The following is a 13,893-nucleotide window of genomic DNA, read 5'->3' on the forward strand; positions in this document are numbered from 1 at the left end:
CCACTCCAGCTTAGTAACGGATTTTCGGGTCGATAACGGCATACAGCACGTCAACCACCGCGTTGAACAGAATCGTCAGCGCACCGACCAGAATGGTCAGACTGAGAACCAGTGAGTAGTCACGGTTCAGCGCCCCGTTAACAAACAGCTGACCAATACCCGGCAAGCCATAAATTGTTTCAATAACCATGGAACCCGTGATGATCCCGACAAACGCTGGCCCGAGGTATGACAGGACCGGCAGCAGCGCAGGTTTCAGGGCATGGCGCAGTACAATACGACGCATCGGCAGGCCTTTAGCGCGTGCGGTGCGGATAAAGTTAGAGTGCAGGACTTCAATCATTGAGCCGCGGGTAATACGCGCGATGCTCGCGATATAGGCCAAAGACAGAGCAATCATCGGCAGTATCATGTACTTCGGCGCCCCCCCATTCCAGCCGCCACCGGGCAGCCATTTGAGGGTGATAGCGAATATCAGTACCAGCAACGGCGCCACCACGAAGCTTGGGATAACCACCCCCGTCATGGCAAAGCCCATTACCGTGTAATCCCATTTAGTGTTTTGATTCAGCGCCGCAACCACGCCCGCCGTCACCCCCAGCACAATGGCAAAGAGGAAAGCAGCCGCGCCTAATTTTGCGGATACCGGGAAGCTGGACGCCACCAGGTCATTTACCGAATAGTCTTTGTATTTAAATGACGGCCCAAAGTCCCCGTGCGCCAGCTGTTTTAAATAGCTGAAGTACTGAGTGGTGATCGGATCGTTAAGGTGATACTTCGCTTCGATGTTCGCCATCACTTCTGGCGGCAGCGTACGTTCGCCGGTAAAAGGACTCCCCGGTGCGAGACGCATCATAAAGAAGGAAATAGTGATAAGAATAAAGAGTGTCGGAATTGCTTCCAGACAACGACGTAGAATAAATTTCAACATTGCCCGTACCTTCTGGCCTGTGCCTTTGCAGTGCGATGTAAATAAGACACGATGGGGCAGAATTTATCCACCGGCCGAAGCCGGTGGGTCCTGCCCCACGAATTGCCATTAATGTTTGATAATGTACAAGTCTCTTACGTAGACATTATCCATCGGGTCTTTACCGGTGTAACCACCCACCCACGGCTTAACCAGACGGGCGTTAACGTAGTAGTAAACCGGCACGATGGCTGAGTCTTTATCAAGCTGCTGCTCAGCTTTCTCATACAGCGCGGTACGCTGGGCTTCGTCGGTTACTTTCAGGGTGTCGGCAATTATCTTATCGAACGCCGGGCTCTTATAGTGCGCAGTGTTGTTAGAGCTGTCGGACAGCATGGTGTTCAGGAAGGAAGTCGGTTCGTTATAGTCCGCACACCAGCCTGCACGCGCCACGTCGAAGGTCCCCTGATGACGGGTATCCAGGAAGGTTTTCCACTCCTGGTTCTCCAGCTTGACGTTCACGCCCAGGTTTTTCTGCCAGATAGAAGCCACGGCGATAGCCAGCTTCTTATGCAGATCGGAGGTGTTGTACAGCAGGTTGAAGGTCAGCGGCTTATCTTTGGTGTAGCCCGCTTCAGCCAGCAGTTTTCTTGCTTCTTCGTTACGCTTGTCCTGAGACCAGGTGAACCACTCTGGCGGGGTCAGTTTCGCGCCATCGGTGTACGGTGGGGTGTAACCATAAGCCGGCAGGTCGCCCTGGTTTTTCACTTTGTTCACGATAATGTCGCGATCCAGACCCAGTTTCAGGGCTGCACGGACGCGAGGGTCGGTGAACGGTGCTTTCTGGTTGTTGATCTCGTAGTAGTAAGTACACAGGTACGGATCGGCATGAACTTCGTTTGGAATTTCTTTTTTCAGTTTCTGGAACAGCTCAATCGGCAGGTTGTTATACGTCATGTCGATTTCACCGCTGCGGTAGCGGTTTACGTCTGTTACTTCAGAAGAGATTGGCAGGTAGGTAACCTGGTTAATCACGGTTTTCGCGTTATTCCAGTAGTTGGTGTTACGCACCAGAACGATACGTTCGTTCACCACCCAATCTTTTAATTTGTACGCACCGTTGGTCACGATGTTGGCAGGCTGGGTCCACTTGTCGCCAAATTTCTCAACGGTGGCTTTCGGCACTGGAGAAACGGATGGGTGAACCAGCAGTTTGTAGAAGTAAGGTACCGGCTCGCTCAGCGTGACTTCCAGAGTGTGGTCATCGATGGCTTTCACGCCCAGATCGCTGGTCGGCTTCTTACCGGCGATGATATCGTCGATATTGGTCAGGTGGCCATACTGCAGGTAGCTTGAATAAGGAGAAGCGGTTTTCGGGTCAGCCAGGCGCTGCCAGCTGTACACAAAGTCCTGTGCGGTGACAGGTTCGCCGTTGGACCACTTAGCGTCTTTACGCAGGTGGAAGGTCCAGACTTTAAAATCTTTGTTGTCCCATGACTCTGCGACGCCCGGAGACGGGTGGCCCTGCAGGTCACTCACCAGCAGACCTTCGAACAGGTCGCGGCTGATATTAGACTCTGGCACACCTTCGATTTTGTGCGGATCAAGAGATTGAGGTTCTGAGCCGTTGTTACGAACCAGATCTTGTTTCTCTGCCAATTGCACACCCGCCGGAACATCTGCCGCCATCGCGACATTGCCAGCAATCAGCGCAGTTAAAATGCCCGCTGCAATCAGGCTTTTTTTAGTGATATTTGTCATTGTGTTGGTACTCCACTCATTATAATTACCGACCCGAAAGCCGGCCTCTTCCCCTCAGGGGTCCCTTACAGCGCAGGAGCGTTAGACGTCCGTACGGGATACTGCTTTCCTTACTACTTCGCTATCACCGACTTTATTTTCGGGCCACTCGATTCGGCAGCCTCATTACGTCGATTCTTTCTACCGCCGATTGCGTGGTCGACGGCCATTGTTCACTGTTTCGCAGGACATGATTACGTTGCGAAATCATTCTCATCTAGAAAAGAAACATTTTTCAGCGAATTGTTTTGCCCGGAAAGTATCAAAAGCTTCAGATACCCGCCAATACAATTTGCAAATTTGTTAACCATTTCTCTTTTATGGAGAGATTGTGGGGAGTGTTATGCGCGAAGGACGTTTGTATAAACCCAATCATAATCTTTATAATCATGGAGTTAGTATACTATCGCCGCATGGGAAGGTAGGTCGCTATATCGCCCGCTTCATCACTCACAAAAAATTAACAATTGATTATTTTTTAGCACATTCCTCTGCGGGAAGGCATGAATTACTAATATCATCTCAATAAACCCGCAGCAAGCCTGATTGCATAACGACGGCTAAATATCATTTCGATTGCCACTTTTCTGTACAGATTGTTACAGCGTCAACTGCTAATGCCCGGTTTTCCAAAGCATTTTCTTATGAAAGATTCGCAATTACTTTTTCAATAACGAGGAAAGCGAGGGGATGAAATTTTGTTCTGCTGGAAGAAAAAAAGCAGAATAGAGATTCTGCTTTTTCATTTGAAAGCGGCAGCGTAATTAACTTGCCAGACCTGGGAAGATAGCCCTGACGCCGGTGACAATAAATTCGATACCCAGCGACATCAGAAGCAGACCCATAATACGGGTGATCACGTTGATGCCGGTTTGCCCCAGCATACGTACCAGCCAGGGTGCGATACGGAACAGCAGCCAACAGCAAAATGCAAACAACGCAATGGCAATGGAGAAGCCCAGGAGATGCCCCCAGTTATGGTAGCGGCTCCCCCAGACGATAGTGGAACTGATTGCCCCCGGCCCTGCCATCAACGGCAATGCCAGGGGAACAACCCCCACGCTTTCGCGAATTGCGCTCTCCGATTTTTCTTGTTTGTTCTGTTTATCTTCACCCAACTTGCCGCTGATCATCGACATAGCAATAGTGACCACAAGAATACCGCCGGCGATGCGGAATGAGTCTATCGAGATTCCAAAGACTTGCAGAATGCCGTCACCCAGAAAAAGTGAGGTCCAGAGAATAATCGCCACCGAGAGGTTGGCCGTGAGGTTGGTTTTATTTCTCGCTGCGGCAGTCTGGTAACTGGTCATACTAATAAATACGGGAATGATCCCAACCGGGTTGACCAGAGCAAACATCCCGATAAAGAACTTAATATAGGTTGGCAGGTCGAAAAAAGATTGAGCCACGCAAAACTCCGCAAATGAACAAAGCAAAAGCAGGCGTAATGTAATGGAAAAAAAAATTCGCCGCTACGCTATTTCCCTGCTTAATCGACGTCTACAGCAACTTATTTTAGCATGATGATGAACTGTTACCTGAATGTTGAGTTTGTGGTACTTTGTTTTGACATCGCTGTGACTAAATTTTTAAATATTTATCAATCACCTGGATAGCGCCTGCTGAATGGTGTCAGCATGAAGTAGTTGTGATTTAGATCACGAAAAACCTACTCAGAAGTGGGTACTCTTGGACACATCTGAAAAGCAGGTTTTCCTCTATCACAGCTTATTCAGATGAGGCTCTTTTAGTAAATCAGCGCATGAATCCAGGCCTTTTTTATGACAGTTTTTTGTCTTAAACACGCATTCTGTTGCTGCTGACTATACTGTCGACTCGCGCAGCTTATTTACTAAAAGAGTTTAACATTATCAGGAGAGCATTATGGCTGTAACTAATGTCGCGGAACTGAACGCCCTCGTCGAGCGCGTAAAGAAAGCCCAGCGTGAATATGCCAACTTTACTCAAGAGCAAGTCGATAAGATCTTCCGTGCTGCCGCCCTGGCCGCTGCCGACGCTCGAATCCCCCTGGCTAAATTAGCCGTCGCTGAATCCGGTATGGGTATCGTCGAAGATAAAGTGATTAAAAACCACTTCGCTTCCGAATATATCTATAACGCTTATAAAGATGAGAAAACCTGTGGCGTGCTGGCCGAAGATCACACCTTCGGTACCATCACTATCGCTGAACCTATCGGCATCATCTGCGGTATCGTCCCAACCACGAACCCTACCTCTACCGCTATCTTCAAGTCTTTAATCAGCCTGAAAACCCGTAACGCTATCATCTTCTCCCCGCACCCGCGTGCTAAAGATGCAACCAACAAAGCGGCTGACATCGTGCTGCAGGCAGCCATCGCTGCGGGCGCACCAAAAGATCTGATCGGTTGGATCGACCAGCCGTCCGTAGAGCTGTCTAATGCCCTGATGCACCACCCGGATATCAATATGATCCTGGCAACCGGTGGCCCGGGCATGGTTAAAGCAGCTTACAGCTCCGGTAAACCAGCTATCGGCGTTGGCGCCGGTAACACTCCGGTTGTGGTTGACGAAACTGCAGACATCAAACGTGCAGTTGCTTCTATCCTGATGTCAAAAACCTTCGACAACGGCGTTATCTGTGCTTCTGAACAGTCCGTCATCGTTGTCGACTCTGCTTATAACGCAGTGCGCGAACGTTTCGCTACCCATGGCGGCTACCTGCTGCAGGGTAAAGAGCTGAAAGCCGTTCAGGACATCATCCTGAAAAATGGCGCGCTTAACGCCGCGATTGTTGGCCAGCCGGCAACTAAAATTGCAGAACTGGCAGGCTTCACCGTCCCGGCAGACACTAAAATCCTCATCGGTGAAGTGTCCGTAGTAGATGAGTCCGAGCCGTTTGCTCACGAAAAACTCTCTCCGACGCTGGCCATGTACCGTGCTAAGAACTTCGAAGACGCCGTTATTAAAGCGGAAAAACTGGTTGAGATGGGCGGCATCGGCCATACCTCTTGCCTCTATACTGACCAGGACAACCAGCCTGAGCGCGTTAAGTTCTTCGGCGACAAAATGAAGACCGCACGTATCCTGATTAACACCCCTGCCTCTCAGGGTGGTATCGGTGACCTCTATAACTTCAAACTGGCGCCTTCTCTGACGCTGGGTTGTGGTTCATGGGGCGGTAACTCCATCTCCGAAAACGTGGGTCCTAAGCACCTGATCAACAAGAAAACCGTTGCTAAGCGAGCTGAGAACATGCTGTGGCATAAACTTCCGAAATCTATCTACTTCCGCCGTGGCTCCCTGCCAATTGCGCTGGATGAAGTGATTACTGATGGCCACAAACGTGCGCTGATTGTGACCGACCGCTTCCTGTTCAACAACGGCTATGCGGATCAGATCACCTCCGTGCTGAAAGCCGCTGGCGTAGAAACCGAAGTCTTCTTCGAAGTTGAAGCTGACCCTACGCTGACCGTTGTTCGCAAAGGTGCAGAACTGGCCAACTCCTTCAAACCAGACGTGATCATCGCGCTGGGCGGCGGCTCCCCAATGGATGCAGCCAAAATCATGTGGGTAATGTACGAGCACCCAGAAACCCACTTCGAAGAACTGGCCCTGCGCTTTATGGATATCCGTAAACGTATCTACAAGTTCCCGAAAATGGGTGTAAAAGCGAAGATGATTGCGGTGACCACCACTTCCGGTACCGGCTCTGAAGTAACGCCGTTTGCGGTTGTTACCGACGATGCGACCGGCCAGAAATACCCGCTGGCTGACTACGCGCTGACCCCGGACATGGCGATTGTTGATGCCAACCTGGTGATGGATATGCCTAAGTCGCTTTGCGCCTTCGGTGGTCTGGATGCCGTGACCCATGCGCTGGAAGCTTACGTTTCCGTGCTGGCAAGCGAATTCTCTGACGGCCAGGCTCTGCAGGCTCTGAAACTGCTGAAAGAAAACCTGCCTGCTTCTTATAATGAAGGTGCTAAAAATCCGGTAGCGCGTGAACGTGTTCACAACGCCGCAACTATCGCCGGTATCGCATTTGCTAACGCCTTCCTGGGCGTGTGTCACTCCATGGCACACAAACTGGGCTCTCAGTTCCACATTCCTCACGGTCTGGCGAACGCCCTGCTGATCTCCAACGTTATTCGCTATAACGCGAATGACAACCCAACCAAGCAGACTGCTTTCAGCCAGTACGACCGCCCGCAGGCTCGTCGTCGCTACGCTGAAATTGCAGACCACCTGGGTCTGAGCGCAACGGGTGACCGTACCGCAGCCAAGATCGAGAAACTGCTGGCATGGCTGGAGTCAATCAAGGCTGAACTGGGTATTCCTAAGTCCATCCGTGAAGCTGGCGTGCAGGAAGCAGACTTCCTGGCACATGTCGACAAACTGTCTGAAGATGCGTTTGATGACCAGTGTACCGGGGCCAACCCACGCTATCCGCTGATTTCTGAGCTGAAACAAATTCTGCTGGACACCTACTACGGCCGTCCGTTTGTAGAAGGTGCTGTAGCTAAAGAAGCAGCGCCAGCGGCAAAAGCTGACAAAAAAGCCAAGAAAACGGCTTAATCGTTAGCCCTGAAAACACAAAACCCGCCTTTCGGCGGGTTTTTTTATGCCTGAATACATCACTCAGGCCTTCACAAGATGTTTAATCCAAAAGATATCAGGGATTAGCCGGTCGTTTATTAATTGCCCTGAATCGCCTGCAAAGAGCCTTTAAGCAACGCTTCTTTATAATGTTTACGGCAGACCGACACATAGCGTTCATTACCGCCTATCACAACCTGCTCGCCTTCATTATATGGTCGCCCTGCCTGATCGAGACGCAGTACCATGCTGGCTTTACGGCCGCAGAAACAGATTGTTTTCAGTTCAACCAGTTTGTCGGACAGCGCCAGCAGGTACTGGCTGCCGCTGAATAGTTCTCCGCGGAAATCCGTCCGCAGCCCGTAGCATAAAACGGGAATATCCAGCTCATCGACAACGTCTGATAAAGCATAAACCTGCTCTTTAGATAAGAACTGACTTTCATCCACCAGGACACAGTGCACCGGTGCGGATTGCTGCTCTGCGCGAATGTCGGCAAACAGGTCCGTCGTTGGGTTATAAAGCCGGGCCGGAGAAGAGAGACCAATACGCGAACTGACTTTACCCACACCAAAGCGATTATCTATCTCGGCGGTATAGACCAGGGTTCGCATCCCTCTTTCCTGATAATTCCAGGATGACTGAAGTAGCGCCGTCGATTTTCCCGCATTCATTGCTGAGTAGTAAAAATAGAGTTGAGCCATTGCACCTGTAGCCTGAATCAAAAGTGTAAATTATGTTTCGGCGATTGTATCACACTGTACCGGGCGGGTGGATGGCGGATTACCTTGCAAAACACCCGGGTTAATTGCATTAGGTATATTAATAAATCACGCATATACGCTGAGTAATAGCGGGATAGCCTGGGGTATGAAACTGAGATGGCGGGCACCATCACGACTGGTTTATCGAGCCTGAATGAAATGGTTAACCTGCTCAATTATTATAAATTGTAAACGGCCGACATCCATTCCAGGCATTAATGGGGGAACCGCAGAATTCGGAAAAAATCGTACGCTAAGCTAACGGTGTTCTCGTGACAGCTCTTTGACTAGGCTTTCTAAGGCCATTCTGATAGCCCTGACTTCCTGAAAAGCCATGGCTAAAATTTGTGCGGCTAAAAGGGATAACCGATGGTAAAGTAAGTTATCCCTGTCGAGATACTGAAAAGCGTTATCCTCGTTTTTCCCAAAACTGTTTTGCCAGTTCGCTCAGAGCGCTAGTTAACTGAGCGACAGATTTCGCACTTTGCAAATTATTCTGCCCGGTCTGTACATTGGTATCAGCAGCATCGCGTATATTGATAATACTGCGGTTTATGTCTTCACTTACTGCTCCCTGCTGCTCGACCGCAGTCGCTATTTGCGCGTTCATGTCGGTAATTTCGTTAACGCGTTGGCCAATTCCATCAAGAGCTGTAGCTGCTTCCTCTGCGTGAGCTACACTCGTGTGCGCTTGCCGACTACTTTGCTCCATGACTGTAACAGCGGATTGCGCTCGCTCTTGTAGAGCGCTGATCATGCTTTGAATATCCGTTGTCGATTGCTGTGTGCGAGCAGCAAGACTGCGAACCTCATCGGCGACAACAGCAAAACCACGCCCCTGCTCACCAGCACGCGCGGCCTCAATTGCTGCGTTGAGTGCCAACAAATTCGTTTGCTCGGCGATCCCTCGTATAACGTCAAGAACTTTTGATATCTCGTTACTTTGACCTTCAAGCTCATGAATAACCTGAGTGGCTTGCCTAATTTCACCTTCAAGGGCAGTGATTGACTGGCTTGTGTGGGCTACCAGACGCTGGCCAGATGCCGTCTCAGTGTCTGCTCTTCCGGCCGCATCTGCAGCATGCTGTGCATTGCTCGCAACCTCTTGAATGCTTGCCACCATTTGGTTTACTGCCGTTGCTATTTGATCTGTCTCTGCCTGCTGCTCAACTGTAAGTACATTGCTTGACTCAATATCCTTTAGTAGGCCTCGGGTGTGTTCGCTAAGCCGATTTGATGCATCACCTATGCGACCTACTATGGCGCCTGTTTCAGCTTGCATCATTCGTAAAGCAAACTCTATTTGGCCAAACTCATCGGTGCGCCCAGTGTAGAGGGATTGACTTAATGGGTTATTGGAAATATTCCTGGCTCTTTCAACCAGTCTTCCAAGAGGAGAGAGAATAGCCAAAACACTAACAGAGCTTAAGCTTCCTGACATTAAAGTGGCTAACAATAAGCTGCTTATTGATGTATCAGTAAGCATGCCGGCAGCCATTGCGCTTGATATAATACTACCCCATATGAGCAAGAGTATTTTCACGGAAAAGCTAGCAGCCAATTTCGGCCTCGCGGCCTTCCCGCTTCTCAATTGAGCATATAATTTTTCCGCAGCCAAAACCTGCTCAGGTTCAGGCTTGGTCCTTACAGACTGGTATTCAACAATCGAACCATTCTTAGCTATTGGCGTTACATAAGCACTTACCCAATAGTGGTCGCCATTTTTACAGCGATTTTTTACTAGCCCCATCCATGAGCGGCCAGATTTTAATGTACTCCACATATGCTCAAATGCAGCAGGCGGCATATCTGGGTGTCTTACGATGTTGTGAGGCTGGCCTAATAGTTCTTCCTCAGTGAAACCACTGATTTTAATGAAGTCAGGATTAACGTACGTGATATGGCTTTGAGGGGAGGTAGTCGAAAGAATATTGGCATCTTTTGGGAGTTCTAAGTTTCGACCCGTCACTGGTAAATTCTGGCGCATAAGAACCTCAAGGGTTGGCTGTTTTATTTTATTGTTTTCGGCATTAAGCCCAATTTCTTGAGCGTTACGATAAAGCTAGCATGGAAACGATAGGTGCAAGCAAGTTAAGGGTTGCATCGCGCATGTCAATCTAGGCTATACCCTAACTTGATGTCAGGCAGGGCCGCGCCGCTTCGTCAGAATAGAGTCTGCTTTCCCATTTTTTGACACATGCCCGCGAAGGTTATAGATTTCAGCCTGACAGAAATGGGCTTTGAGGCACAACGGAACAGAAAGTGCACTTAAGCCGCCTTCAACCAAGGAGACATCGTGCAGGGGCACCGCATCGGCTACGTCCGGGTCAGCAGCTTTGACCAGAACCCGGAACGCCAGCTGGAACAAACCCAGGTGAGCAAGGTGTTCACCGACAAGGCATCGGGCAAGGACACCCAGCGCCCCCAGCTCGAAGCGCTGCTGAGCTTCGTCCGCGAAGGCGATACAGTGGTGGTGCACAGCATGGATCGGCTGGCCCGCAACCTCGATGACCTGCGTCGCTTGGTACAGAAGCTGACTCAGCGCGGCGTGCGCATCGAGTTCCTGAAGGAGGGCCTGGTGTTCACTGGCGAGGACTCGCCGATGGCCAACCTGATGCTGTCGGTGATGGGGGCCTTCGCTGAGTTCGAGCGCGCCCTGATCCGCGAGCGGCAGCGTGAGGGCATCGCCTTGGCCAAGCAGCGTGGCGCGTACCGGGGCCGCAAGAAAGCCCTGTCCGATGAGCAGGCTGCTACCCTGCGGCAGCGAGCGACGGCCGGCGAGCCCAAGGCGCAGCTTGCCCGCGAGTTCAACATCAGCCGGGAAACCCTCTACCAGTACCTCCGCACGGACGACTGACACATGCCGCGTCGCTTGATCCTCTCGGCCACGGAGCGGGACACCCTGCTTGCGCTGCCGGAAAGCCAGGATGACCTGATCCGCTACTACACCTTCAACGACTCCGACCTGTCGCTGATCCGCCAGCGACGCGGCGACGCCAACCGCCTCGGCTTCGCCGTGCAGCTCTGCCTGCTGCGCTACCCCGGTTACGCGCTGGGAACCGACAGCGAGCTGCCCGAGCCGGTCATCCTGTGGGTGGCGAAGCAAGTCCAGGCCGAGCCGGCGAGCTGGGCAAAGTACGGCGAGCGCGACGTGACCCGTCGCGAGCATGCCCAGGAACTGCGCACCTACCTGCAACTGGCCCCGTTCGGCCTGTCCGACTTCCGCGCCCTGGTGCGCGAGCTAACCGAGCTGGCCCAGCAGACCGACAAAGGCTTGCTGCTGGCCGGTCAGGCCCTGGAGAGCCTACGGCAGAAACGACGCATCCTGCCGGCGCTGAGCGTGATTGACCGGGCCTGCTCGGAAGCCATTGCGCGAGCCAATCGGCGGGTCTACCGCGCCCTGGTCGAACCACTCACGGACTCGCATCGGGCCAAGCTGGACGAGCTGTTGAAGCTCAAGGCCGGCAGCAGCATCACCTGGTTGACCTGGCTGCGCCAGGCACCGCTGAAACCCAACTCTCGGCACATGCTGGAACACATCGAGCGGCTGAAGACATTTCAGTTGGTGGACTTGCCCGAAGGCCTGGGCCGGCACATCCACCAGAACCGCCTGCTCAAGCTGGCCCGCGAGGGTGGGCAGATGACGCCCAAAGACCTCGGTAAGTTCGAGCCGCAGCGCCGCTACGCGACCCTGGCCGCCGTGGTGCTGGAGAGCACCGCGACCGTGATCGATGAGCTGGTCGATCTGCATGACCGCATCCTGGTCAAGCTGTTCAGCGGCGCGAAGCACAAGCATCAGCAGCAGTTCCAGAAGCAGGGCAAGGCGATCAACGACAAGGTGCGCCTGTACTCCAGGATCGGCCAGGCGCTGCTGGAAGCGAAGGAAAGCGGCAGCGACCCCTATGCCGCCATCGAGGCGGTGATTCCCTGGGACGAGTTCACCGAGAGCGTCAGCGAGGCCGAGCTGCTGGCCCGGCCGGAAGGCTTCGACCACCTGCACCTGGTCGGCGAGAACTTCGCCACCCTGCGCCGTTACACGCCGGCCTTGCTGGAGGTGCTGGAACTGCGCGCCGCGCCGGCCGCGCAAGGCGTGCTGGCAGCCGTGCAGACCCTGCGTGAGATGAACGCCGACAACCTGCGCAAGGTGCCGGCCGATGCACCCACGGCCTTCATCAAGCCGCGCTGGAAGCCGCTGGTGATCACCCCGGAAGGCCTCGACCGGAAATTCTACGAAATCTGCGCCCTGTCCGAGCTGAAGAACGCCCTGCGCTCCGGCGACATCTGGGTCAAGGGCTCGCGGCAGTTCCGCGACTTCGACGACTACCTGCTGCCGGCCGAGAAGTTCGCCGCACTCAAGCGCGAGCAGGCCCTGCCCCTGGCGATCAACCCGAACAGCGACCAGTACCTGGAAGAGCGTTTGCAGCTGCTGGACGAGCAGTTGGCCACCGTCACCCGCCTGGCCAAGGACAACGAGCTGCCCGATGCCATCCTCACCGAGTCAGGGCTGAAAATCACCCCGCTGGATGCGGCGGTGCCGGATCGGGCGCAGGCGCTGATCGACCAAACCAGCCAGTTACTGCCGCGCATCAAGATCACCGAACTGCTGATGGACGTGGACGACTGGACGGGCTTCAGCCGCCACTTCACCCACTTGAAGGACGGGGCCGAGGCCAAAGACAGGACGTTGCTGCTGTCCGCAATCCTCGGTGATGCGATCAACCTCGGGCTGACCAAGATGGCCGAGTCGAGCCCCGGCCTGACCTACGCCAAGCTGTCCTGGCTGCAAGCCTGGCACATCCGCGACGAAACCTATTCGGCGGCCTTGGCCGAGCTGGTCAACCACCAGTATCGCCACGCCTTTGCCGCCCACTGGGGCGACGGCACGACCTCATCCTCCGATGGCCAGCGCTTCCGCGCGGGTGGCCGGGGCGAGAGCACCGGGCACGTCAACCCGAAGTACGGTAGCGAGCCGGGACGGCTGTTCTATACCCATATCTCCGACCAGTACGCGCCGTTCAGCACCCGCGTGGTGAATGTCGGCGTCCGCGATTCCACCTATGTGCTCGACGGCCTGCTGTACCACGAGTCCGACCTGCGGATCGAGGAGCACTACACCGACACGGCCGGCTTCACCGATCACGTCTTTGCCCTGATGCACCTGCTAGGCTTCCGCTTCGCGCCGCGCATCCGCGACCTCGGCGAAACCAAGCTGTACGTGCCGCAGGGCGTGCAAGCCTACCCGACGTTGCGCCCGCTGATCGGCGGCACCCTGAACATCAAGCACGTGCGTGCCCACTGGGACGACATCCTGCGCCTGGCCAGCTCGATCAAGCAGGGCACCGTCACCGCCTCGCTGATGCTGCGCAAGCTCGGCAGCTACCCGCGCCAGAACGGACTGGCCGTGGCCCTGCGCGAGCTGGGCCGGATCGAGCGCACGCTGTTCATCCTGGACTGGCTGCAAAGTGTTGAACTGCGCCGCCGCGTGCATGCCGGCCTGAACAAAGGTGAGGCGCGCAACTCGCTGGCCAGGGCGGTGTTCTTCAACCGCCTTGGGGAAATCAGGGATCGGAGCTTCGAGCAGCAGCGCTACCGGGCCAGCGGCCTCAACCTGGTGACGGCGGCTATCGTGCTGTGGAACACGGTGTACCTGGAACGCGCCACCCAGGGGTTGGTCGAGGCCGGCAAGCCGGTGGACGGCGAGCTGCTGCAATTCCTGTCGCCGCTGGGCTGGGAGCACATCAACCTAACCGGCGATTACGTCTGGCGGCAGAGCCGCAGACTGGAAGACGGGAAGTTTCGGCCCTTACGGATGCCCGGAAAACCTTAGCGTACGATTTT

At 53.8% G+C, this 13,893-nt stretch carries 8 protein-coding genes; 3 read left to right on the forward strand and 5 right to left on the reverse strand.

All coding sequences use genetic code 11. The features are described 5' to 3' along the window. Nucleotides 1-10 precede the first annotated feature (10 nt). The 3 genes from oppB to VW41_12440 form a co-directional block, all read right to left on the reverse strand. Nucleotides 11-931 carry an oligopeptide transporter permease gene (oppB, locus tag VW41_12430; protein AJZ89780.1) on the reverse strand — a complete coding sequence of 307 codons (921 nt, stop codon included), beginning with the start codon at nucleotides 929-931 and terminating at the stop codon, nucleotides 11-13. Between the two features lie 108 nt (nucleotides 932-1,039). Further along, nucleotides 1,040-2,671: a peptide ABC transporter substrate-binding protein gene (locus tag VW41_12435; GenBank protein ID AJZ89781.1), complete on the reverse strand. Its 1,632-nt coding sequence runs from the start codon at nucleotides 2,669-2,671 to the stop codon at nucleotides 1,040-1,042. An 803-nt stretch (nucleotides 2,672-3,474) separates the two neighbouring features. Continuing rightward, the gene (locus tag VW41_12440) at nucleotides 3,475-4,071 is read right to left on the reverse strand and encodes a hypothetical protein (GenBank protein ID AJZ91956.1); all 597 of its coding nucleotides are present in this window, start codon (nucleotides 4,069-4,071) and stop codon (nucleotides 3,475-3,477) included. 526 nt (nucleotides 4,072-4,597) lie between these two features. Here VW41_12440 and VW41_12445 point away from each other — a divergent pair. Then, nucleotides 4,598-7,270, forward strand: coding sequence for an acetaldehyde dehydrogenase (locus VW41_12445; protein ID AJZ89782.1), 2,673 nt, complete (start codon nucleotides 4,598-4,600; stop codon nucleotides 7,268-7,270). Between the two features lie 119 nt (nucleotides 7,271-7,389). On the opposite strand, the gene VW41_12450 is transcribed toward VW41_12445, so the two are convergent. Both VW41_12450 and VW41_12455 read right to left on the reverse strand, forming a co-directional pair. Further along, nucleotides 7,390-7,995 carry a thymidine kinase gene (locus VW41_12450; GenBank protein ID AJZ89783.1) on the reverse strand — a complete coding sequence of 202 codons (606 nt, stop codon included), beginning with the start codon at nucleotides 7,993-7,995 and terminating at the stop codon, nucleotides 7,390-7,392. Between the two features lie 469 nt (nucleotides 7,996-8,464). Beyond that, nucleotides 8,465-10,042: a chemotaxis protein gene (locus VW41_12455; GenBank protein AJZ89784.1), complete on the reverse strand. Its 1,578-nt coding sequence runs from the start codon at nucleotides 10,040-10,042 to the stop codon at nucleotides 8,465-8,467. A 309-nt stretch (nucleotides 10,043-10,351) separates the two neighbouring features. Here VW41_12455 and VW41_12460 point away from each other — a divergent pair, with 309 nt between their 5' ends. Together VW41_12460 and VW41_12465 are read left to right on the forward strand one after the other, a co-directional pair. After that, complete coding sequence (locus VW41_12460; protein ID AJZ89785.1) at nucleotides 10,352-10,912, forward strand: transposon Tn21 resolvase; 561 nt, start codon at nucleotides 10,352-10,354, stop codon at nucleotides 10,910-10,912. Between the two features lie 3 nt (nucleotides 10,913-10,915). Next, nucleotides 10,916-13,882: a transposase gene (locus VW41_12465; protein AJZ89786.1), complete on the forward strand. Its 2,967-nt coding sequence runs from the start codon at nucleotides 10,916-10,918 to the stop codon at nucleotides 13,880-13,882. Nucleotides 13,883-13,893 lie beyond the last annotated feature (11 nt).

Source organism: Klebsiella michiganensis (assembly GCA_000963575.1).
GTDB classification, from domain to species: Bacteria; Pseudomonadota; Gammaproteobacteria; order Enterobacterales; family Enterobacteriaceae; genus Cedecea; species Cedecea michiganensis_A.

Bases quoted from the DNA above. Each gene is read 5' to 3' on its own strand.
- VW41_12435 (AJZ89781.1), bottom strand. From the start codon at position 2,671: ATGACAAATATCACTAAAAAAAGCCTGATTGCAGCGGGCATTTTAACT.
- VW41_12445 (AJZ89782.1), top strand. From the start codon at position 4,598: ATGGCTGTAACTAATGTCGCGGAACTGAACGCCCTCGTCGAGCGCGTA.
- VW41_12450 (AJZ89783.1), bottom strand. From the start codon at position 7,995: ATGGCTCAACTCTATTTTTACTACTCAGCAATGAATGCGGGAAAATCG.
- VW41_12455 (AJZ89784.1), bottom strand. From the start codon at position 10,042: ATGCGCCAGAATTTACCAGTGACGGGTCGAAACTTAGAACTCCCAAAA.
- VW41_12440 (AJZ91956.1), bottom strand. From the start codon at position 4,071: ATGTTTGCTCTGGTCAACCCGGTTGGGATCATTCCCGTATTTATTAGT.
- oppB (AJZ89780.1), bottom strand. From the start codon at position 931: ATGTTGAAATTTATTCTACGTCGTTGTCTGGAAGCAATTCCGACACTC.
- VW41_12465 (AJZ89786.1), top strand. From the start codon at position 10,916: ATGCCGCGTCGCTTGATCCTCTCGGCCACGGAGCGGGACACCCTGCTT.